The sequence below is a fragment of the Pseudoalteromonas sp. 2CM39R genome, assembly GCF_023161845.1.
Window position 1 is genome coordinate 222,558 of sequence record NZ_JALNTM010000001.1, and the last position, 22,834, is coordinate 245,391.

The window sequence follows — 22,834 nt, forward strand, 5'->3', positions numbered from 1 at the left end:
GTTTTGCAGGTTCTTAGTTGTTTTGACTCTCCTCAAAGATTAAGATCCTGTAAACCTTGTTTAAATTAAAGTTAACCCTAGTCAGTAAAGCTTGGAGAAACCATGACGCAAAAAACGAAAAGACACAATGACCCTGCGCTTGCTGAGGCAAGACGTAATCAAGTGCTTTGTGCCGCAGCGGATTGTTTTCGACGTAAGGGTTATCATGGCGCGGGAATGGCCGAAATTTCTAAAACCGCGGGTATGAGTGCTGGCCATATCTACAATTACTTCGCCAGTAAAGAAGCAATTATAGAATCGATTGTTGAGCGTGATATGGAAGAAATGTTCTCAATCTTTAAAGAGTTTGCAGATAAACCCGGCGATCGTGTCACTGTATTACTAGATGGTCTAGGCAGAGGCGTTGAGCGCCATACCGATTTGAATCAAGGTGCGCTTGATTTAGAAATGCTCGCCGAAGCTGCTCGTAATGAAAAAGTGGCTAACTTATTACGAGAGTCAGATAGCCACGCTCGTGATTCTATGCGTGAATTATTAGTTGGTGAAAGAGGGCCATTACAAGGCACAGCACTTGAAGAAGTGAATGCCCGTATTGAAGTGATGTTTTCAGTAATGGGTGGCCTGTTACTGCGTAAAATGCTCAACCCAGATTTAGATATTCATGAGTTACTTAAAGCGCTACGTCCAACAATGAAAACCTTATTGTTACCATTTGAATAAAGCGCTTATTAAAAGCGCTCTATAGACCATTGGATTGCCATAATGGCAATTAGCACTGAGCCTGCTGGCATAATAGCTTTTTTGTACCAGGAGTTATTTCTAAGTAGCATTAGTAGTGGTAAACAGATTGCTAAAATAACCAGTTGACCAATCTCAACCCCTAAATTAAAGGCTAAAATACTCATTAGCTGGTATTCATTTGATAAACCAAGCTCACCTAAAACACTCGCAAACCCCATACCGTGTAATAGACCAAAACAGAATGTGATCCAGCCTAAGCGCACAATCATTGGCCAAATATTATTTATTGCAGCAAATAATACAGAAAGCGCGATACCTAATTCTACCCATCGGGTGTTTGGCGATATGATATTCATAGCAGTCGCTGTTAGGGTAATTGAGTGAGCAAGTGTAAAAGCGGTGATGATCCAAGCTGTATCAATTAGAATTTGTTTTTTAGACTCGACACGTTGCCACTCGCCTTGCTTACGAACTAACACACAGCCCAGTAATATGGCAATTAAGAACAAAATATGGTCTGTGCCCATCCAAATATGTAATATGCCTTGATGTACATATTCAATAAACGTTGTGGTGAAGCTTTGCTCTTTAAAGTTTATAACTTGTTTTGACGTATTTTGTTCAAATACACGGCTTGATTTAGCAATGGCAGCAATTGCCTGATGATGCTCATCTATATCAAACAGGGCAGTGTAATTAACTGTTATAGAACTATCAGATGGACAATCAACTTGTAGTGGCACATGGATATACGACTGATTAAAGTGGTTATCTATACTGAGTTCACCATCAAACGTGACCTTGCAGCTTTGACTTTGTTGTAACACATTAAAATGGCTATTTAGATAGTCTAATACTGCTTGCTGCTGTGATGTAATTTCATGCCATGTAATTACATTATCCTGATTTTTATCGAAGTTGAGCGCTTTATCGAGATCATTCACCGAGGCTTGCCAAGAGCCTACTAGCAATAGCTTATTGCTCGTTTGTTGTTCTAAATTAAGATAAGCGGTGCTTTGCTGGTGGGCGTGACAGATAGAGCTAAAAATTAATAGAAATAGCGTAAACAACAACGACTTTTTCATTTTTATTCCTAAGATAATACAAGGAGACGAGTCTAATACTCGAATTACCGCCTATTTTTTAAAGCGGAAATAAAAAGAGGCTGCCACTATAGCAATTACAAAGGTTTATCGACTAGGTCATCTATCTTAGAAATACTGGCTTTGCTCGTATTTATAAATTGTTTCTACGCTTTGAAAGATTAGTTAGCATTGAGTACGGCTGTATAAATAATTTCACTTGGACTACCTGATTGTGATCCGCCAATTGGCTCACGGCTTATTGCAAGTAAAGTGATATTTTGTGGTTTAAATAATGCGTTGCGGGCAATTTCTTTGCTATCTGCTTTTGGCAATAAAGCAATAGGGATGGCGCTCGGGTGGCCTTTTAAACGGATCCACAACTGGTAGTCATGATCAGTTTGTAAACTTATGCCGCTAGCAGCTTTAAGTAAAATACTGTGATCGCTTATTTCTAAATTCCAAACTGGATTATTTGCTGAGTTATAAAACGTTACTGAGTGAGTGATTTTATCACTAAACGACTCTTGCGGTTGCCAAGTAATTAATACCAACACAATACAGACTGCTGTTGCAATAGCAGCCCAAGCCTTAAATATTCCATATTTAGGTTCTTTTGCTTTTTTCTGTGTTGGTAAAAAAAGTGGGTCAATCCGTTTTGTTATTTTATCCCAAACTTGCTGATCAGGTGGGTTAGATTCAATCGCGTTTTCTAGGTTTTTTATATGTCTTTGCCATAAGGAGGTTGCGTATCGGGCTCGAGGAGAGGTGCGCATTAAGCGGCTAAATCTATCTCGGGCATGGCCATGTAAAGTGCCTAAAACATATTCTGCTGCAAGTAAATTAAGTAGCGTTTGGTCATCGTATTTCATAACGAATTAGGCTCGGGTTGATTTAAATTTTTAACGAAAGCTCTACTAAAAACCTGTGATTATTAGGCATGGCTTTTAATTTAGACTAGCAGGGAAAGAGTAGTTGGCAAATCTATGCAATTGGTTCTATGTAAATTATTGTAAGTTATTCATAAAATAGTGAAAAAATGTCCTAAACTAAAATAGTAAGCTTTTTTATAAATGCTAAGTTACTGATTTTAAATAGCCAGTAGGGGTGATTAAACGGCTTTTACTGGAGTGAAACTTGCAACGTATTATGCAATTAGAATAACAAGGAGTGATTATGTGGGCAGCATTTAGTTACTTAGCTTTAGCGATTGTATTTATAATTGCGGCTATTCGGGTAGAAACTGTTTACTTTGCGCTGTTTTTTTATTGGACGGCTTTGTCGTTACTTTTGGTTAGTGGCGCATACTTTTTTAATATCGCACGTATTTTCAGAAAACGTGAAAATGGCGTTATTCCAATCTACATTCGTTGGGCTTTTATTCCATTTTTATTGGGTGCACAACTTTATAATGCTTGGTCGAGAAAACACGACAAAGTACCGCCTTTACAACAAATCAATGAGCATTTGTTTTTAGCCTGTCGTTTATTTCCTTCAGATATAGATACCATGAAAGAAATGGGTATTACAGCTATTTTAGATGTAACCTGTGAATTTGATGGCCTTGAATGGTCTTCTACGCAAGAGAATATTCGTTATTTAAATATCCCTGTACTTGATCATAGCGTGCCAACACGCGCGCAATTACACCAAGCGATTAATTGGATTGACCACCAAGTAAAAGCAGATAGACGTGTCGTAGTGCATTGCGCACTAGGTCGTGGTCGTTCAGTATTTGTGATGGCAGCTTACCTACTTAGCCAAAATAAAGATGCCGATGTGCACCAAGTACTCGCGCAAATTAAAGAAACGCGAGAAACAGCAAATTTAAACAAGCGCCAGCTTCGTCATCTTGTTCGTCGTCATCGTAGGGGTGACTTATTAATCAAGAATAAAGCAGTTCTTATTGCTAACCCAGTTTCTGGCACAAAGCTGTGGGAAGAGAAGCGCAAGCAAATTACCTCTCGTTTATCTGAGTATTATGATTTAACTGTTTACACCACCTCAGAGCAGGTAAATGGTATTGAGTTAGCCAAAGAAGCACTTGAATTGAAGCCTGATGTAGTAATCGCCTGCGGCGGCGATGGCACAGTGACAGAAGTTGCAAGTGTACTTGTAAATACAGAGTGTAAACTGGGTATTATTCCTTTAGGCACTGCCAATGCACTCGCTCATGTGTTGATGGGTATTAAATCGAAGCTTATTCCGGTTGAGCAGGCATGTGAGCTTATTATCGAAGGTCAAGATAGCCGAATCGATACTGCAGTATGTAATGGCGAACGTATGTTATTACTTGCAGGCATTGGATTTGAACAAAAGATGATTGAAAAAGCCCATCGTGATGCTAAAAATGAGTCTGGGCAATTGGCTTATTTACAAGGGTTTTGGCAAGCATTAGGTGAACATGAAGCGCAAGACTATGTTGTTAGTATTGATAATAACGATGAGCAAACAATCAATACCACCAGTTTAATCATCGCCAACGCCGCGCCATTTACTACCTTACTTGCTCAATCTGCAGGGCAGCCAGATCATCAAGATGGTTTACTTGATGTAAATTGGCTAACACCTAGTGCCGATTCTAAAGCGAGTACCTTAAGCATTGCGGAATTAGTTTTCTCAAGCATTACGCAAACTAGTTTTGCTATTAACAGTCACCACACAAATGCTAAACGAGTGACAGTACAAGCAGAAAAAGGGTTGAGCTATGTTATTGATGGTGAGGTGAAAACCGCAGATAAACTAGAGGTAGAGATATCACCGAAATCGCTTTCGGTGATTGTAGCTGCTGAAGATTAAGTGATTACTTCTTGATGCTTTTCCATTGGAATTTGCCATCATCAGCTTGGTCATTATTGATAAATGTATCAATATATAACTGCTCTACTTTTTCTCGTGCCCAAGGGGTCTTTCGTAAAAATTTAAGGCTCGACTTTACACTTGGGTCATTTTGAAAGCAGCGTACGTCTACGTGCGCTGCCATACCTTGCCAACCAAGTTTTTCTTCAAGTTTAGTAACGATGTCGGCTAGTTTAACGCCATGTAACGGATTATTTGGTTGATTGTCCATGATAAATCTTAGGTTATTTGCAACCGCGCAATAGTACCTTATCTGTGAGTTTTAAGCTAATTGACGTGAATCGTTTTCGCTTGTTTAGGGTAAATAATCTTGCCATTAGCATTTAGTCTGAGCCAAGCCAAATCACTGTTTGAAAAATTAGGCTGTTTAGCAGTGCAAATTAACGTAATATCGCCAACGGCAATATAAGCACCTTCGGTATAGCGTTTATTTTCATACCAACACACTTTTTGATTGTTTAATGCCTCTTGACCATCAAGCACGATTAGTGGTTTTTCCTTTGCTAGTGCTTGGTTTAGAAACCCTAAAGTAAACAAAGTACTTAACAGTAAAATTTTCTTTAACAAAATACGCCTCCCGTTGGGCAGATCTGTATAACTACACTAAGCTTATGACAAGGAATAAATAATAAAAAGGTGAACACATGCAATTTGATAAAAATATGATCGACGAACTTACCCTGCTTGCAAAATTTCCTCGCAACTCTCAAATGCAGGGAATTAAAATTCATTCCGATGCCGAAAGCTCAATTAAAGATGCAGCAAAACGTCTTTATGATAAAGGTATTACAGATAGTCCTGATGGAGGCTATTTAACCGACTTAGGGCTCGATTTAATTAACCATGTGAGTGTGATTAACTCAGCGCTTAGATAACAAATAAAAAAGGCCCGAAGTGTTCGGGCCTTTTTAACTACAAATCTTAAAGATTAAACTGCATCTGGCTGATTTTGTGGTGCAGCATCAATAAAGGCATCAAGCTTATTACATTGCTCATATACAGCAGCAATTTTAGGGTACTTGGTCATATCAACTTTAAAGCGCAAGGCATTAAATACTTGCGGCACTAAGCACACATCAGCAAGCGTTGGTTTGTTGCCCACACAAAAAGTGTTCGCTTCATTAAGTAGCTTTTCGATACTCTCAAAGCCCACTTCAACCCAATGCTTATACCAGGTCGTTTTTGCTTCTTCATCAACACCAAGATCGTTAGCCAAGTACTTTAATACACGCAAATTATCGATAGGGTGGATATCGCACGCTACGGCATAACATAAATTGCGGATCTGAGCTTTTTGCCATGCATCACCAGTCAACAAAGGTGTTTCTGGGTGAGTTTCTTCTAGCCACTCTAAAATAGCCAGCGATTGCGCAAGTACACCTTGATCAGTTTCAAGTGCTGGCAATAACCCTTGTGGGTTCTTAGTTAGGTACTCGTCACTTTGTTGTTCTGATTTTAATAAATTAACCGTCACTAACTCGTGATCAATGTTCTTTAAATTAAGCGCAATGCGAACTCGGTATGCAGCTGATGAACGAAAATAGCTATAAAGTTTCATTATACGTCCTGTTTACCTGTGAAATGTTTTTTAATAGTGCGCCAACAATCTGTGTAGTTAGGCTGACGCTCTTTACCTTCAAGGGCATATTTAGTTGGTGAAATAACGTAACGCGATTCGAACATAAATGCCAAAGTGTTTTCGTAGCGTTGTGGTTCAAGCTCTGCATTTGATGCTTTTTCGAATACATCTGCTTCTGGACCATGTGGCGACATACAGTTATGTAAGCTAGAACCACCTGGTACAAAGCCATGTTCTTTGGCATCGTACACACCTTCGATTAAGCCCATAAACTCACTCATAATATTACGGTGGTAATAAGGTGGGCGGAAAGTGTTCTCAGCCACCATCCAACGTGGAGGGAAGATAGCAAAATCGATATTAGCGACACCTTCTGTACCCGATGGTGATGTTAATACAGTAAAGATTGAAGGATCTGGGTGATCGTAACTTACTGTATTCATAACATTAAATCGAGCAAGGTCATACTTGTAAGGTGCACTGTTACCCGTCCAAGCAACCACATCTAATGGCGAGTGGCCAATATCACAACGGAACATATTGCCATTGAATTTAGCAACGAGTTCGAAATCACCTTCAATATCTTCGAAAGCCGCTACAGGGTAGTGGAAGTCACGGTCATTAGCATAACCATTGGCACCCACTGGGCCGCGCTCTGGTAAAATATAGGCATGGCCATAGTTTTCACAAATATAACCACGGGCTGTATCAGTAAGTAAATCAACTGCGAACTTAATGCCACGAGGAATAACAGCAATTTCTCCTGCACGAACGGTTAGTTGCCCGCACTCGGTTCTAAGTAATAGCTCACCTTGTTGCGGCACAAATAACATTTCACCATCAGCATTATAAAAGTAACGGTGTTGCATTGATTTATTAGCGACATAAATATGAATACCAATACCTGTTTGTGCATTGGCACTACCGTTGGCAGCCATAGTGACTAAACCATCTATAAAATCAGTTGGTTGTTCTGGAATTTCAATTGGATCCCAACGTAGCATTGTCGGTGGTGTTGGCACTTCTGTAATAGGAGCGGTGCGAATAAGGCCATTATCAATTGGCGTGTAATCACCTTGTATTACTGATGGGCGAATGCGGTAAAACCAAGTACGACGGTTATCAGCACGGGGCGCTGTAAATGCCGTTGTGCTGAACTGCTCAGCATATAAATCGTATTTAACTTTTTGCGGGCTGAATTGACCGATAGGTAATGCACCGGGTAATGCTTCGGTTTCAAATTCATTACCAAAGCCTGTCATATATTGTAATTCGTTATTCATCACTAGACTCCTGAAAGGTTTTAGGTAAGATACTCTCATGTGAGACTAAATTCAAACTACATTGAATTTACTTGTGTAAATATTCTTTGACAGTAGTGCAGCCATGACGACAGATAATCAAACAACGCTCGATTTAAAACAGTTCTTACCTTATTCATTAACCAATATTGCAATACAAATGAGTGAGCAGTTTAGTGAGCTATATCAACAGCAGTTCGATTTAACCGTGCCACAATGGCGTATAATTGCGAATTTAGCGCAATATGGTGAGCGCACTGCCAAAGAATTATGTGATATGGCACAAATGGATAAATCAACGGTGTCTCGAGCAGTAAAGTCTTTACTGACCAGAAACCTTATAATAGCTAAAGAAAACCCTAAGGATAAACGCGCAAGTTTGTTATCACTATCCGTTGAGGGGAACTGTTTGCATGAGCAAATTGTGCCATTAGCAAATGAGTGGCAAGTAGGTTTAGTGAGTGACTTAGATAGCCAAGAACTTAAACAATTTATGAACACTCTTATTAAGCTTTCCAATCACTTAAATAAAAATGTGTAATTCTGTAATCAAGGCTTTATAGCAATTGATTTAGACAATCGATACGTATATGATAATGGCTATCATTTACAATTAGAAACTTGGATGTCCCCCCTATGAAATTAGCGTTAAACACCGTTAAAACACTAGGTCTTAGCCTAGTATTAGCATCTACTTTTATTGCCCAACCTGTATTGGCAAATGGCCCAATTGGTGAGCACGTTAATCATCTAAAAGAAAATTTAAAAGATTACTCAGAAGACGTTGAGTGGATGATCGGTAAAGTTGACACCATGGTTACCGATTATGAAACAAAAGGCGCAAAAGCAGTTAAAAGCGATGATTTAATTGAATACTGGGAATCAGTAAAGTTTCACAGTGCGATTGAAACGAATTATGTGCCGGTATATGCATCAATCTGGCAAGGCATTTATGGTATCAAAATGGCCATTGATGACAAAAAACCAGCAACCGAAGTACGTAAGCACCAAAAGGCCTTAAATGCTGCCTTGTGGCAGGGTCTTGGAGCTGTTAAACTTGCTGCTGACTTCCAGCAAAAAGGCTTATTAAAAGCTGTAAAAGCAACTGCTTCTGAAACAATGACGCAAAGCGCTACTATCGATGAGATCAAACATAAATTAGACCGTGTTGTTGCAAAATACGCAGAACGTTTAAGCGATGAAGCAACCCAAATTGTACACGATACTTACCTTCACTTATTCGAAGGTGTTGAAGGTACACTTATCGAAAAAGATGCGAAGTTAGTAGAAGTTCTCGAAAAAGATTTTAACGTAACCCTGCCTAAAGCTATTTCTGACAAAGGGTCTGTTGACCAAGTACGTGCAGTGGTTGTTGATATGCAAGAAAAACTAGATCGCGCTAAGGTGTTACTAGAAGAAGCCGAAAAAGCACGTAAGGATGTATTTTAGTGAAGCGTAGGACCTTTATTCAAGGCCTGGCTGCGTTTGGGGTGGTGGGCGCAATGCCGCTACCTCTTTCTCGTGCCTTTGCAGCCTCTGCTGCAAGCCCAATTTCAGTGAAAGACTTACCCGCCCTAGAGGGTGACTTAACCTTATATTTAGGCCGTGGTGAAGGTGGTTTGTACGAAAACGTACTGCAATCAATCCAAAAGAAAAACCCAAAACTTAATTTATCAATTCGCCGTGGCCCAACTGCTGCACTTGCCAACATGATTGTGGCTGAAGCGAAAGCGGGTGTTAAACGTGCTGATTTATTTTGGGCCGTTGACTCAGGTGCGATTGGCTTAGTAACAGACGCAGGGTTAGCTAAACCACTACCAAGTGACTTAGAAGCGCAATTACAACCTCAGTTCCGTTATCCAGGCTGGGCACCAGTGACAGGTCGTATTCGTACATTACCTTACAACACTAAGCGTTTATCAAAAGATCAGATCCCAGATAGCATAATGGCTATTGCCGATAGCGATTTATCAATTGGTTGGGCACCTGCTTATGCTTCTTTCCAATCATTTGTCACGGCAATGCGTATTCTTGAAGGTGAAGATAAAACGTCTAAATGGCTTAAGAAAGTTCAAAAACGTTCGAAAACCTATGCCGGCGAGCTTGGCGTAGTGATGGCCGTTGAACGTGGTGAAGTGGATATTGGTTTTGCAAATCATTATTACACGTTACGTCTTAAATCAGGTAAACCAGATGCAAACCTTGATCTTGCTTTTACCAATCAAGATGCCGGTTGTTTAGTTAATGCATCAGGTGTGTTATCGCTGACAGACAACCCGAACGCAATGAACTTTATGCGCTACTTACTAAGTTCAGAAGTACAAAGCTACTTAGCACGTGAAGCCTACGAAATTCCATTGATCCAAGGTATTGACCAGCCAGCTGGATTACCAGCCTTAACGGATGTGTCACCGCCGAAAATCGATTTAACTCAATTGGCAGATTTAAGGCCAACACTCGACCTTATGCGCAGTAGCGGTGTTTTATAATGCGCATACCTGCTTCTTATCCCATGGCGCTGCTTGCAGCGCTTTTGGCGTTAGTGCCAGTTTATATTCTGATCACTTTAGTCAGTGATGCGACGGCTGTTTTTGATAGTCACAATTTAAAAATTTTAGGTAACACTTTATCACTTATGGTGTTAACTGTTTTAGGCTCTATTTTAATTGGCGTGCCTCTGGCGTTTATTAGTGCCTATGTTCAACTTCCTTTTAAAAAGCTTTGGCTTGTTTTGTTTGCAGCTCCACTTGCTATTCCAAGTTATATTGGCGCGTTTACTTTATATGCAGCTTTTGGCCCCGGTGGTGAGATAAATCAGCTGTTAGGCTTTGAAACCCCGCCTATGTATGGCTTAACGGGTGCTGCTATTGTTATGACGCTATACACGTTTCCATTTGTAATGCTTACAACGCGTTCGTCTTTACTTAGTCTAGATGCCAGCATGGTAAACGCGGCTCGCACTTTAGGTATGTCGATGCCAATGAGTGTGTTTAAAGTCATATTACCGCGTGTAATAAACGGTATAGCAGCGGGCTCATTACTGGTTGCACTTTATACTCTATCAGATTTTGGTACACCGGCGATGATGCGCTTAGATACCTTTACTCGAGTAATCTATGTTGAATATAACGCCTTTGGCTTAAGTCGTGCAGCGATGTTATCCCTACAATTAATGGTGATAGTAGGCTTTTTACTGTTCATCGAATCACAAATTAAAACTGCTTCTGAGCGCCACGGTAGACCGCTGATGTTATTCCCATCTAACGGGCAAAAGTTAGCAATGTTAGTGACTTTTCTACCTGTTTTATTATTGGCTATTTGTTTACCGTTAGCCATTTTTACCCTTTGGCTTGCCCGTGATGGGGTTGCTGATTTTGATTTCAGCATTGCGTGGAACTCAGCTTATGCATCTGGTATTGCGGCTATTGTTGCTGTTGTGGTTGCTGTGCCTGTAGCTCATGCTGCCTTAAGTGGTAAAGTAGGGCGCATTATGGAACGGGTTACTTATTTCGGATTTGGTATCCCGGGTATCGTGATGGGTACTGCACTTGTTTATGGTGGCCTGCAATTACCGCTTTTATACCAAACTCTGGCATTATTAGTGATTGCCTATGTGCTGCGCTTTTTACCGCTGGCAGTTGGCTCTGTGCGTACCAGTACTGAACACTTAGACTCGAGTTTAATCAAATCTGCACGTGTATTAGGTGCCAGCCCTCGTGAAGCATTTATGCGTATTACCTTGCCTTTAACACTACGCGGTATCATTGCTGGTGCAGCCTTGGTATTTTTAGAATCAATGCGAGAGCTTGAAGCGACCTTGTTACTTGGCCCAACAGGCTTTGAAACACTATCAACTTATTTATGGCGTGTTTATGAAGCCGGTTACTTCGGTCGTGCTGCCATTCCTGGGCTCTTGTTAGTAGTGATATCAGCATGTGGCTTAGCTATAATGCTCTCAGGCGAAAAGCGCAGTCAATTAGAACATTAAGGATCAGGTTTAATGCTATCAGTTAGTAAGCTGTCTATCGATTATGGTAGCAATCGTGTGGTAAGTGAACTTAACTTATCACTTGGGGAAAGTGAGATCCTCATGCTAGTTGGTCCAACTGGCTGTGGTAAAAGTACAATTTTACAAGCGTTAGCTGGGCTTATTCCTATCAGCGAAGGCGAAATTAATTTAGGCTCATGGCGTGCAACACCCAAATTAAAAGTACCACCAGAAAAACGTAAAGTGGGTATGGTCTTTCAAGACTTTGCGTTATTTCCGCATTTAACAGTGCAGCAAAATATTTGCTTTAGATTAACCGATACCTCAAAAGCTGATCATTGGATTAAGTTACTGGGTCTTGAAGCATTTCGTGATAAAAAGCCTGCTACTTTATCGGGTGGTCAAAAGCAGCGTGTAGCACTTGCGCGTACACTAGCTCACGAACCTGACTTCGTATTACTTGATGAGCCGTTATCAAACCTTGATGCAGCTTTAAAAGACACCCTTCGTTGGGATATTCGTAATGCATTAAAAGATGCGGGTGTACCTGCTATTTGGGTAACCCATGACCAAGAAGAAGCGTTATCTGTTGGTGATCGTGTTGGTGTACTGAAAGAAGGTATTATTCAGCAAATCGATACCCCTGAACGCTGTTTTAGCTTACCAAGCAATCGCTTTGTGGCACGCTTTTTAGGTGAAGCAAGTTTTATTGCCGGTAATTGTGAAGGTGATATTGCCACCACTGATTTAGGTAATGCACCAGCGATTAGGGTTGATCATGATACTGCAAAAGTTGATGTATTACTTCGCCCTGATGATATTCACCTTATTCAAAATGCAGCTACTAGCAATGGAAAAGTGACTTGGGTTCGTTACGAAGGTGGTAGCCGTTTATGCGCGGTTAAATTAGCGTGTGATACTGTAGTGACAAGCCGAGTAAGCCATGAAGTGATGGTACGCCCAGGTGATGCAGTACATGTTTCTATTAACACAACACATCCACTTGCGGTTTACGCAGCTTAAATAAAAATATCTGTGCAGGTCTAAATGGCCTGCATTTACATATCAGTGTAGGTCGGGCTTTAGCCCGTCAACATTCAGTGTTTAAACATTTGTCGCCATAAATGACGACCTACATAACCATCTTAGATCGAGTAAATATCAGCCATCAGACCCGAGTAAAATCGGCTACCTAGCAACTTGCTAACTTTCCTCTTGAAGCTCGTAACTACTATTATTCCCGGCTAAAGCCAGTCCTTCGAAAAGATTTATCAGGTCCTAGGCTCTAGGTTTTAGGCACTAGAACGCGATGTAAAATCGCTGCTACTAGTAACTTTCTAACTTTACTCTTGAAGCTTTACTCTTTCTAACTTTCCCCTAGTAACTTTACTCTCGCAACTAGCAACTCGTTAACTTCTCTAAAACGTAAAAAGCCCGCCAGTAGGGGCGGGCTTTTGTTTTATAACAAGGTTAACTTGTTATTAGAATGTGTAACGTACACCTACACGCATTTCCCAAACTGATGCGTTGCTTTGTGTAGCAGTTTTACCATTGTTAGGGCTGAAATCAGAGTATACGTAACGACCTTGGTCATCAATTGATGTTTTGATCATACGGTGACCAACAAAGCTACCTTTCTTAAGTACGCCCCAGTCGTCGTTTAACATGTTTGTTAAGTTATCGATAACGAAGAATACTTCACCTTTGTGACCAGGCATGAAACCAGGTAACTCCTGAGTCATCTTGAAGTTAACTTTAGTGAACCAATCTGCATTTTGACGGTTACGCGCTGAAATAGTACCACGCTCAAGGCCTTGAGCAGAGATCCATTCGTTAAACTCATTAACCTCATCTGCAGTCATGTCATAAACAACGTTAGGGTCATCAACCTCAGGAATATACATTAACTGGCGGCTACGGTTAGAGTTGTAGTCACCAAATTCGCCGTCGCTGCTATTGAATGTATAGCTATACGGTAAACCTTTGTATGTTTCGCTGAATAGGTTGAAACGTGTGTTGTATCCATCGAACAACTCTGTTGTGTAACCTAATGTCATAGTAAAGCGATGTGGGATCTCGTAATCAGATGTGTGCACACCTGGATTAGTCGGATCGTATGTCGCCATGTTACCGTAGTTCGAGCTTGCTACTGAGCTTGTCATAGGGTTAACGTCAGTTGAGTCGGTGTAAGCGTATGCTAATTGTAAGCTAATACCGTTATCAAAACGTTTGCTCATCGCAGCAGAGATAACATGAGACTCACCATTGCTCCCATCAACATTGGTAAGAAGTAAATCACCATTTCGACCTTCGATACGCTCAAGAATTGGACGGCCATCAAATGTAGTATTACCAGAATCGCGAAGTGCGATATCTTGAATAATAGCTGCGTCTTTACGCTTGCTTAGTAAGTAATCTAAAGAGAATACATACTCATTTTCAGTTGTGTATGTCGCACCAATTGAGTATTTCCACTCAGACGGCATGTCGAAGTTTGGATCAACAGCGTTTACCGATGAATCACCTGCACCAATAGTGGTATTTGCAACTTCATCGTACAAGCTTTGAGGTACTTCATAACCTGGTTTGCCACCATTTACATTTGGTGTAGCGAATAGGTCTACACCATCTCTGATTGATGTACTAATGTTAGTGATACCATCATTCGAGTATGAGTTAGATAACCAAACGTTCGGGTTACCACCAGAGAATAGGCCAACACCTGCACGTACTTCTAATGCATCAGTTGCGTACCACTCAAAACCAACACGTGGTTGTAGTAGGTCAATGCCATCAAATGTTGATTGGTTGCTGAAACCATAACGGTTTGTAAAGTTTTCATTGTAATTTGGTTTGTCGTCACTTGTGTATTTGTCGTAACGTAGACCAAACGTTAATGTTGCATCTAAATCGGTGAAGCTGTATTCATCTTGCACATAGAAAGTATGCTGAGCATAAGCAAAGCTTGCAGCTGCATCAGTAGGATCATTTGTGCCAGCGGCGTTGTTATAATAAACACGGTCAGCAAAACCTGCTTCAAAATCATCTATTGAATTAAAGCGCCACTCACCTTGAGTGTGCTGGACAAATTGGTTGAATACTTCGATTTCTTCGTACTCGTAACCACCGGTGATCGTGTGCTGATCAAGGTAGTATGTTGCAGCAAATTTAGCTGTAGTTGTTTCGTAGTCTAGGTCGTTTGATTGACGAGAGTCATCTGGACCAATGTAAACGGTACCATTATCACTTGTATCAATTTGCATCTCACCGAAGCTGCTTGCTGCATCTAGTGATTGTACAGTTTTATCAACTTCTGATTTACCTAAACGAATTTCTGTTGATAAGTTATCAGACCAATCTGAGTAAAGTGAACCGATGATTGATGTGTACTCAGCGCTTTCTTCGAAGAAGTGGCTATCTAATGATAAACGTGAGTTACCAGTATCTGATTGAGAGAAAGTATTACCATCGTTATAGTTATAGATTAGGTTAGCACGGTGGTCATCGTTAATGTTCCAGTCTAACTTAACTAAGATTTTTTCATCTTCAACTGGTTGGCTTGATGGTGTGGTACCAGCGTTATAACCGTATACGTCTTGAGAAATTTGTTGAATACGAGCTAAATCTGCTGCAGAAACACTACCAGTATCAAGTGCACCGTAGTTATATTGTTTTACACCTTCAAGTTTTTCATATGAGGTAAATAAGAAAAGGTTATCTTTGATTAGTGGTAAGCCAACATTGAAGCCATAACGTTTTTCGGTGTAATCACCGTTGTCGTAGTCTTCACCTTCGATTTTGTCGCCTTTCATTGAATCATTTGTGTAATCGAAGAAAACACCACCGTGTACTTCGTTACCACCAGATTTAGAAACAGCGTTGATGTTACACGATGTGAAACCACCGTATTGAACATCAAAAGGTGCTAGCTCAACTGCCACCTGCTCGATTGAATCGAAAGAGAAAGGTGCACGGATTGTCGGATAACCGTTTGAGCTTAAACCGAAGTTATCGTTCATACGAACGCCGTCAAGCGTTAAGCTGTTAAAGCGTGGGTTACCACCACCACAGTTGATTGAACCACGGCTATCGTCAATTGTTACACGTGGGTCGATACGAACAATATCTTTTAAGTCACGGTTGATAGCTGGTTGGTTTTCTAAATCTTCAAGTGTGAACGTTGCAGCAGGGCCTGTTCCACCAGACATACGGCTGATAGGTCGACCAGTAACTACGATTTGTTCTACATCAGATTGTCTCTCTAACGTAACATTAACTGGGTAGTCAGCACCAACTTGTAGGTTGATGTTGTTGAATGTTTGATCTGCGAATACGTCAGAATCTACAACAACGCGGTAAGGACCACCTACACGTAGGCCTTTTGCTGTGAAGTAACCCGCATCGTTCGTTTCAGTTTCTTTAGTTGAACCTGAAGGTAAGTGAACGATAGTAATCTTAGTGCCTGCAGCAGGGTTGCCGCTAGGACCTTTGATTTGACCCTTGATAGCAGATGTTGTTTCATTTGCTAACGCTGCACCACTCACACCAACACATGCTGCAATAGCAAGTGATAGAGCTGTTTTGCGGAGTTGGATTTTCATTATGTTATTTCCCGTGTTAGAGGTTATGTTTCATTTATAGTTTGCTGTCAGTTGGCATCTTAAGTGCCTTTACTAACGGTTTTGCTGATTTATCAAATAGATTATTTAATAAACCTGCCAATCTTATCCCGCCTTGTTGTAGGCGAGTTTTAACAATCGGTAAGTTTTTATAGATATAACTATAACTTACGTTTGTTTCATTTTCTTTATACAGAGAGTTTGCAATATTATTTGATTCGATTAACCAATCGCTAGGAGAACTGGCAAGATAGTCCGTTATTAACGCTTGATTTGTTGTATTTATAAATTGCGCAAACTCAGTATAGGACAAATTTTCATTTTCAATGAGTTTCGTGTCCCACAAGCTATGTAAGTTGGTATCTTGACCGAAGAATGTGACAGAAATATTGTTGCCGCCACGATCTTCACCGCGACCGGCATGAAAAGGTTGATGGCTATCGCCAACAAGATGAACTAAAAAACGCAGTGCGAACTGTTTTTCACCTAGAGAAGCTTTTTGGTTTTGTAATACTGAGATTGAAAATTCCATGCCTTCGAGGATATCTGACACGGTTTCTTTGTTATGGTGGGCATGTGAGTCGTAATGAGGTTTAGCTTCACCTTCTTTAAAGTTAATATAGTGCCAACGCGAAGATTTCTTTTGCCAGAATTTTTCTGGAGCAGAACGCATTTCATCAGCCCACGTTGCTACCTGTGGTAAAGAATCACCATCAAGTAAAGGAACTAATGCTTGCTTGGTGGTGTCTGTAATGTGCTTAGATGCAATTTCACCAATAATACGGTGACCATTCTGACCCCATGCATTAGCCGGGTTACTTAACACCGCAGAAATAACTGGTGTCGATAACAGCAACATTTTTATTGTTTTTTGTAACATTGACTCAGTGTCCAAAAATGAATGTGCCCTGAAGCACGATTTCTTGATGCATATTTTCCTGAATTTAAAAGCAAATAGAAAGGACTCAATAAGATTCATAATTTCTTGTTCATATATTTTATTTATCAATAACTTAAAACATTTGGGTAAAATTACTTGTTGTAATAAGTAAGAATAATTGTTCAAATAGAGACAACGGAGCGTTGTTGGCTATTAAAATTGAATTTAAGAACAATACTAATAAAAAAATCGTCGATTGTTACATTTTTGTTTCTAGCAGTTATTTTGTTTTTTTATATCGGAATTTTGCAGGGTAAACCGGCTGTTTCTGATATCGATGCATTTATTGAAACGTCTTTCCAATGTGACACTAAATCAGAGGTTAACCTTAACGAGCTGGTGGTGTATTCATCAGGCAAAGTATTGGCTGAGGATGTCGCTAAAACTTTGTGCGCTGATGACATCATTAGTAAACAATACGGCAAGGTCACCTCTTATTGGGGTTATAAAACATCTGACACAATTGAGTTTTTAGGTAAAGGGATTGCAGATTTGATCCTGGCTAAAGAAAACTTGATTAATGCCTTTATGGCCGAGTCAACCTATAACTACCAAGCAGTTGTTGGCTTTCCTGACTACACTGCTTATTTAATTTCTAGTAAAGAAAAGCCTCGCATTGAAAAAAGCTACTTTTTAGATAAACGTATTGGTTTGCTTGATTACCCAACGAGCCGCTCTGGACACATTCTCCCTAAACAATTATTTAAAAAATTAGATATCAACCTAGAAAACCTTAATATCACTTACGCAAGTTCGCATACAGAATTAAGAGAGCTGCTTGCAAGTGGTAAGGTCGATTTAATTTCTTCTTATTGGCAAGACAGCGACCAGCAACGTTTTTCTAAAAACTACATTAAGCCTATACGCGACAATATAAGTGGTAGTCGTTGGTATTTAAAAATGCAGGATGAAAACACCGACCTTTTATGTGCAGTTCAAGCGCAGTTAACCCAATTGGCACACAATCAAAATTCTCATTACTTTAATCATGTTGAGTCTTTTTGGGAATGTGAGTCGACTCAGCAAACAATGAAAGTAGGGGATAGCAATGCTGCCAATTAGAGTAAAACTTGCTTATGGCGGAGTATTTATAAGCTGTTGCCTGGTTTTATTTGCCAGCTTTATTACAGCAAAAGCTTATAAGACAACAACTAATGATGCCCTGACTCTAGCAAAAGTTGAAAACCGCATTGCCCTAGATTTAAACCATTTAAATTTACCTGATGATTTTTTAAAGCATTCAGGTAGTAAAGATATGGTACTCAATTATATCGCGCGTCTTAATGCACAATTAGCTGACTCAGGCGTGATGGTTTACTCCATTGAGGGGATCTCTGATTATCCTGCTCGTGCAGATTTAATCACTAAGCAATTGCATGCACCACAAAAATCATTAACGGTTAGCTTTGTTGTGGCATCGTCTTTATTTGCTAAAGATGATATCGCAGTGTTTATTTTGGTGTGTTTATTTGCAGCTGCATTTACTTACTTATTATTTATAAGTGAACGCACTAAAATCCAAATTGCTAAACACGAACCAGAAGTTGCTGTTCAGGCAGAAGAAAAGCCTAAATTGATAGTCGATCTTCAAAATAAAACCTTGGCTGCTAGCTGCGCTGTTGATAAAACAGTGGCGCTTGCTAATAAGCCGCTGTGCTTTTACCTTGCATTGGTTGAGTTTTGTATTGAACATCCGGATGTAGTGCTTAATCAAAATAAAGATGTACCAGAAGAATTACTGACTTTAGCAAACAAGTATTTTTACCGGTTAGTAGAGCTTGGTCACACAATACGTAAGCGCCCAAACTTTACCAATAGTTTAGAAAAAACATTAAGTGAAATTCGGGCAGCACTTGATGAAGTTTGGCAAGAACAGTTAGAGATAAAAGAAACCTATTATCCACCTAAGGCCCATGGTGAAGGCTCCCGCTCTCGATTACATCATTACGGATTGAAAGCGATTGAGATTGCCGATATTGAAGTCATTGGGAAGTAATCTAGTTTAAAAGTAAAAAGGGAAGTCACTGACTTCCCTTTTTCTATTTAAGTAGTCTTTATTTAGGGGCGTAATCAGCCGCTTTAACAGGACTATTTTGCTCAAAGAAACGTTTTAATGCTTGTGCATCTGTATCATCTGTACTTACAAATCCTTTTTTATTGGTAAGAGTAGGGTAACCATCACCACCAGAGGCATTATAGCTGTTAATGCTCATACGATAAGTTTTAGCCATATCAAGTGGTTTACCGGCAATTTTAACATCAGATAAAGTGTCGTTATCGCGTTTAAAGCTTAACTTATAATATTGTAAGTAGGCACCTGAATCAGGTGGAAAAGAAGTAACAACCTGCAAGTAGTCATATAGCTCTTGGCCTTTAATATCAATATAGGTGATACGGTTTTTAAAAGGATGAACCTTTAAAATATCTTTATAACTTACATCGCCTGCTTGAATGCTATCGCGAATACCGCCACCGCTGATCAAACCAAAATCTGCGCCCACAGATTGCATTTGAGCAGCAATAATAACGCGTGCTAAGTTTACTTGCTCATAGCGTACTTTATTGCGGTCACCTTCAAGTTTTGCATCCACGTTACCTATTTTACCAGCAATTTGTGCTGCGCCTTTTTGCTGATAAACTGCAAGGATGTCTTGTAAGTTTTTGTTTGGTTCAATGTACTTAGCCGCTAGCTTTTTATTACCGTTTTCATCATCGATATAAATATTTACAGGAATAAGTGAGTAATTGAGCAAAGTTAATTCATCGTTTTCAAATTTGAATTCAGCTTTACCCACATATTTACCCCACTCATGGGCTTGCATGATCCAAGTACCATTTTGTTGGTCAGGCTTACACTCTTTACCTGGCATAAAGCTTTTGTCAGCAACATTGGCTTCTTTCATACACACAGGCTCTTGTGAATGACCGCCAACAATAATATCTAGCATCCCTTTTGGTAAGTTGCGCGCCATAGTCACATCACCGGGTGCATTAATACCAAAGTTAGCATCAACATAGTGACCCATATGAGTAACAGCGATGGTAATATCTGGGTTGTACTGTGCTTTGATTTTTGGTACTAAATTAGCTGTTACCGTAACAGGCCCTTTAAAGTCAAGACCACCAATATACTGTGGGTTACCTATTTTAGCGGTATCTGTTGTCGTTAAGCCAATGACAGCAATTTTAAGCCCATTCTTTTCAAAGATTTTATAGCCTTGGTAACGAGTTTCACCAGTTGTTTTATCGATGATATTGGCTGATAAAAAAGGGAAGTTTGACCATTTTTGTTGTTGATCAAGTACTGAAAGAGGATTATCAAACTCATGGTTACCAATTGCCATAGCATCATAACCAATTAACGACATACCTTTAAAATCGGGCTCCGCGTGTTGTAAGTCAGACTCTGGAATACCCGTATTGATATCGCCACCAGAAAGCAGTAAAACAGCATGACCTTGTGCTTTGGCTTCGGCTTTTAGTTGATCAATTAAAGTTTTACGAGCAGCCATGCCATATTCACCTTGTTCGTTATGCCAAAAACGACCATGGTTATCATTAGTATGAAGCAGAGTTAAATATTGGGCTGAATCAGTATTATTAGAAGAGGAGCTACATGCGGTTAGGGTAACCAGTAGCGATGTTAGTAAAAAAAAGCGCATAATTGTTTGCCTGAATAGAGCAGTAGGTTAATTATGCGCTTAGTTTAAACGACTTAAGTTTAAATTAAATGTCTTTTATAAACTTTTGTCGCTATTTTCTGTATTTAGTTGTCCTGTTGCGGCAAGTTGTCTGCGTTGTAGTTCTTGTTCTGCGTAATGAGACTTTTGATGATTATTGCCGACCATCCAATTTAAAAAACTAGCGGGTAACTTACTATAAGGCTCACCTTGGTGTAGGCCAAAATCGCATATTGCGTTCTCTTCATTCGCCATGGTTCATTCCTGTGTGTTCATTGTTGTCGTGCAGATACTAACAAACTGAGCCTATTTGATAAGACGATTTTGATTTATTCTTTAAATTTTTTATAACCATAATGAATACATGGTGTAAATTAATGTAACTAAGTTGTAATTGATTTGGCGCGTTTTGTGTAACTATTTTGTTTGCTATTTAAGCGCCTGTCTATTTTGTTTAAGCTTCTTGCAGTTTTATAATAAAAATTATCAGGAAAGATAAACAATGAAAAAACATCTACTTGCTACTGCTTTATTGGCTAGCTGTTTTACAGCCAATGCTACTATTGTTGAAATGCAGACAGATCTGGGCAGTATTACTGTTCATCTTTATGATCAACATACACCTGTTACCGTTGAAAACTTTTTAAACTATGTTGCAGATGGCAGCTACGACGGTACGGTTATCCATCGCTCAGTTGATAACTTTGTATTGCAAGGTGGTGGTTTTAAGTTTGATACTGATTTTGAGGCGATAGAAACTGCTGACGCTATTACCAATGAGCCAGAGCTGTCGAATGTTAAAGGTACCATTGCAATGGCCAAGCTTGGTGGTAATGCTAATAGTGCGACAAGTCAGTGGTTTTTCAATTTAAAAGATAACAGCGCTAACCTCGACTTACAAAATGGTGGCTTTACTGTTTTTGGTGAAGTAACTGTACAGAGTATGGATGTTTTAGAACAAATCACCTCTTTAGTTCACTGTGGAGAAATCCCAGTAGTAAATCTTAATGAAGAGCAGTGCCCAGATACAACATCTGGTTTTAGTGGTGAAAACTTATTTTACATTAACAGTGTGACTGTGATTGATGATGATCCGAATTCGTCTGCTTCTTTATCACCAAAAGAAAACACGCTAATTGATGAAGATAACTCTTCAGACAATGATGGTAGTAGCTCAGGCGGGAGTCTTGCGTGGATGCTATCTTTATTAGCTCTTGCAGGCTTTAGTCGTCGTAAATAATGTATACCCAAACTACCTCAAGATGCGAGTTTCAGTTGGAATTAAAAGCGATTTAGGCAAGGCATTGATTGCAAGTAATAGTGGTTCTATTGTTAAAATCAATAACGCAGTATAAATCGCTTTTAAACCAACCCTTTGGGCGCTTCACAGGCACTTACTCTCATCGTTGTTACTTCTTAAAAGGGGATGCCATTCTTGCAAAGTAACGCCTTGATATTAAGCTCCTGTGAAACGCTGAATTCTGCATCTTGAGGTGGCTTGGGTATATATAAGGCGCTAAAAGCGCCTTATTTCTTTGTATTGATGATTATTAGAAAATTCTCACTAAAATCAGCACCCACATTATTAGCATTATAAAGCTACTGATAACGAAACTATAATAGCGCGCCTTCAAGGTGTTTGAAGTTAAGTGTATTACGCTATGAATGATTCTTAATGCAACATAAACCCAAGCAAGGGCAACAAATACAGTACCTACAGCATTGACTTGCAGGGCTGTTAAACACGCAATAAAAAACAGCACAGGCATTTCGAATTGATTGATAAAGTTACGATCTGCTACGCGAACATTACCCCCAGCCTTTTCAAGCTCCATTGTTAAGAAATCTTTCATCTCAATGGTTTTTTGCTTTGCCGCACGAAAACGACGCTTACCCATAATGTACATGACAGTAAAAGTAAGAAAGACTTGAGTAAACATTGCTACAATTAGCCACTTTTCCATAATTCATCCTTTGTTCTTGTTATCATAATTTACATACACCGTAAGTGCTGCATTTTCACAATGTGTTACAAAGTTTTATTG

The 22,834-nt window shown here is 39.7% G+C and carries 23 protein-coding genes; 11 read left to right on the forward strand and 12 right to left on the reverse strand.

Annotation, left to right across the window (positions count from 1 at the left end; genetic code table 11):
- The first annotated feature begins 102 nt into the window (after nt 1–102).
- A complete protein-coding gene (locus tag MTF66_RS01025; RefSeq protein ID WP_058584303.1) occupies nt 103–720 on the forward strand; it encodes a TetR/AcrR family transcriptional regulator in 618 nt (205 codons plus the stop codon).
- An 8-nt stretch (nt 721–728) separates the two neighbouring features.
- Here the strand turns inward: MTF66_RS01025 and MTF66_RS01030 are convergent, their stop codons facing one another.
- A complete protein-coding gene (locus MTF66_RS01030; protein ID WP_248526028.1) occupies nt 729–1,826 on the reverse strand; it encodes a HupE/UreJ family protein in 1,098 nt (365 codons plus the stop codon).
- 179 nt (nt 1,827–2,005) lie between these two features.
- Nucleotides 2,006–2,695 (reverse strand): anti-sigma factor domain-containing protein, encoded by a 690-nt coding sequence (locus MTF66_RS01035; protein ID WP_248526029.1) that lies wholly within the window; start codon nt 2,693–2,695, stop codon nt 2,006–2,008.
- Nucleotides 2,696–2,999: 304 nt separating this feature from the next.
- Here MTF66_RS01035 and MTF66_RS01040 point away from each other — a divergent pair, with 304 nt between their 5' ends.
- Nucleotides 3,000–4,622, forward strand: coding sequence for a diacylglycerol kinase family protein (locus tag MTF66_RS01040; RefSeq protein ID WP_248526030.1), 1,623 nt, complete (start codon nt 3,000–3,002; stop codon nt 4,620–4,622).
- 4 nt (nt 4,623–4,626) lie between these two features.
- On the opposite strand, the gene MTF66_RS01045 is transcribed toward MTF66_RS01040, so the two are convergent.
- Both MTF66_RS01045 and MTF66_RS01050 read right to left on the reverse strand, forming a co-directional pair.
- Complete coding sequence (locus tag MTF66_RS01045; RefSeq protein ID WP_248526031.1) at nt 4,627–4,893, reverse strand: VF530 family DNA-binding protein; 267 nt, start codon at nt 4,891–4,893, stop codon at nt 4,627–4,629.
- Nucleotides 4,894–4,949: 56 nt separating this feature from the next.
- Nucleotides 4,950–5,249 (reverse strand): DUF1496 domain-containing protein, encoded by a 300-nt coding sequence (locus MTF66_RS01050; RefSeq protein ID WP_248526032.1) that lies wholly within the window; start codon nt 5,247–5,249, stop codon nt 4,950–4,952.
- 77 nt (nt 5,250–5,326) lie between these two features.
- On the opposite strand from MTF66_RS01050, the gene MTF66_RS01055 reads away from it, so the two are divergent.
- Nucleotides 5,327–5,557, forward strand: coding sequence for a TIGR02647 family protein (locus tag MTF66_RS01055; protein ID WP_054563059.1), 231 nt, complete (start codon nt 5,327–5,329; stop codon nt 5,555–5,557).
- 53 nt (nt 5,558–5,610) lie between these two features.
- Here MTF66_RS01055 and maiA read toward each other — a convergent pair whose 3' ends face one another.
- The gene (maiA, locus tag MTF66_RS01060; RefSeq protein WP_248526033.1) at nt 5,611–6,240 is read right to left on the reverse strand and encodes a maleylacetoacetate isomerase; all 630 of its coding nucleotides are present in this window, start codon (nt 6,238–6,240) and stop codon (nt 5,611–5,613) included.
- Nucleotides 6,240–7,544: a homogentisate 1,2-dioxygenase gene (gene hmgA / locus MTF66_RS01065; protein WP_058584309.1), complete on the reverse strand. Its 1,305-nt coding sequence runs from the start codon at nt 7,542–7,544 to the stop codon at nt 6,240–6,242. The genes maiA and hmgA overlap by 1 nt, the downstream gene beginning before the upstream one ends.
- Before the next feature lie 103 nt (nt 7,545–7,647).
- Between hmgA and MTF66_RS01070 the strand changes: the two genes are divergently transcribed.
- The 5 genes from MTF66_RS01070 to MTF66_RS01090 all read left to right on the forward strand — a co-directional run bounded on the left by MTF66_RS01070 (nt 7,648) and on the right by MTF66_RS01090 (nt 12,573).
- The gene (locus tag MTF66_RS01070) at nt 7,648–8,103 is read left to right on the forward strand and encodes a MarR family winged helix-turn-helix transcriptional regulator (RefSeq protein WP_248526034.1); all 456 of its coding nucleotides are present in this window, start codon (nt 7,648–7,650) and stop codon (nt 8,101–8,103) included.
- Nucleotides 8,104–8,198: 95 nt separating this feature from the next.
- A complete protein-coding gene (locus MTF66_RS01075) occupies nt 8,199–9,011 on the forward strand; it encodes a hypothetical protein (RefSeq protein WP_248526035.1) in 813 nt (270 codons plus the stop codon).
- Nucleotides 9,011–10,051 (forward strand): extracellular solute-binding protein, encoded by a 1,041-nt coding sequence (locus tag MTF66_RS01080; protein WP_248526036.1) that lies wholly within the window; start codon nt 9,011–9,013, stop codon nt 10,049–10,051. Before MTF66_RS01075 ends, MTF66_RS01080 begins: the two co-directional genes overlap by 1 nt.
- Nucleotides 10,051–11,550 (forward strand): iron ABC transporter permease, encoded by a 1,500-nt coding sequence (locus MTF66_RS01085; RefSeq protein WP_248526037.1) that lies wholly within the window; start codon nt 10,051–10,053, stop codon nt 11,548–11,550. Before MTF66_RS01080 ends, MTF66_RS01085 begins: the two co-directional genes overlap by 1 nt.
- A gap of 12 nt (nt 11,551–11,562) precedes the next feature.
- On the forward strand, nt 11,563–12,573 hold the full coding sequence (locus MTF66_RS01090; RefSeq protein ID WP_054563066.1) for an ABC transporter ATP-binding protein: 1,011 nt from the start codon (nt 11,563–11,565) through the stop codon (nt 12,571–12,573).
- A 458-nt stretch (nt 12,574–13,031) separates the two neighbouring features.
- Here MTF66_RS01090 and MTF66_RS01095 read toward each other — a convergent pair whose 3' ends face one another.
- A complete protein-coding gene (locus MTF66_RS01095; protein ID WP_248526038.1) occupies nt 13,032–16,151 on the reverse strand; it encodes a TonB-dependent receptor in 3,120 nt (1,039 codons plus the stop codon).
- A 34-nt stretch (nt 16,152–16,185) separates the two neighbouring features.
- Nucleotides 16,186–17,049, reverse strand: coding sequence for a S1/P1 nuclease (locus MTF66_RS01100; RefSeq protein ID WP_248526039.1), 864 nt, complete (start codon nt 17,047–17,049; stop codon nt 16,186–16,188).
- A 219-nt stretch (nt 17,050–17,268) separates the two neighbouring features.
- On the opposite strand from MTF66_RS01100, the gene MTF66_RS01105 reads away from it, so the two are divergent.
- Both MTF66_RS01105 and MTF66_RS01110 read left to right on the forward strand, forming a co-directional pair.
- Nucleotides 17,269–18,171: a hypothetical protein gene (locus tag MTF66_RS01105; protein ID WP_130167513.1), complete on the forward strand. Its 903-nt coding sequence runs from the start codon at nt 17,269–17,271 to the stop codon at nt 18,169–18,171.
- Nucleotides 18,158–19,105 (forward strand): hypothetical protein, encoded by a 948-nt coding sequence (locus tag MTF66_RS01110; protein WP_248526040.1) that lies wholly within the window; start codon nt 18,158–18,160, stop codon nt 19,103–19,105. The genes MTF66_RS01105 and MTF66_RS01110 overlap by 14 nt, the downstream gene beginning before the upstream one ends.
- A gap of 58 nt (nt 19,106–19,163) precedes the next feature.
- On the opposite strand, the gene ushA is transcribed toward MTF66_RS01110, so the two are convergent.
- The 3 genes from ushA to MTF66_RS38640 all read right to left on the reverse strand — a co-directional run bounded on the left by ushA (nt 19,164) and on the right by MTF66_RS38640 (nt 21,344).
- Entirely contained in the window at nt 19,164–20,771 is a 1,608-nt protein-coding gene (gene ushA / locus MTF66_RS01115; RefSeq protein WP_248526041.1) for a bifunctional UDP-sugar hydrolase/5'-nucleotidase UshA, read from the reverse strand.
- Between the two features lie 75 nt (nt 20,772–20,846).
- Nucleotides 20,847–21,044, reverse strand: coding sequence for a hypothetical protein (locus MTF66_RS01120; RefSeq protein WP_054563072.1), 198 nt, complete (start codon nt 21,042–21,044; stop codon nt 20,847–20,849).
- 231 nt (nt 21,045–21,275) lie between these two features.
- A complete protein-coding gene (locus MTF66_RS38640) occupies nt 21,276–21,344 on the reverse strand; it encodes a hypothetical protein (protein ID WP_350338400.1) in 69 nt (22 codons plus the stop codon).
- Here MTF66_RS38640 and MTF66_RS01125 point away from each other — a divergent pair.
- Nucleotides 21,322–22,029 (forward strand): peptidylprolyl isomerase, encoded by a 708-nt coding sequence (locus MTF66_RS01125; RefSeq protein ID WP_374236548.1) that lies wholly within the window; start codon nt 21,322–21,324, stop codon nt 22,027–22,029. The genes MTF66_RS38640 and MTF66_RS01125 overlap by 23 nt on opposite strands.
- Nucleotides 22,030–22,339: 310 nt before the next feature.
- Here MTF66_RS01125 and MTF66_RS01130 read toward each other — a convergent pair whose 3' ends face one another.
- Nucleotides 22,340–22,753, reverse strand: coding sequence for an MAPEG family protein (locus tag MTF66_RS01130; protein ID WP_248526042.1), 414 nt, complete (start codon nt 22,751–22,753; stop codon nt 22,340–22,342).
- Nucleotides 22,754–22,834 lie beyond the last annotated feature (81 nt).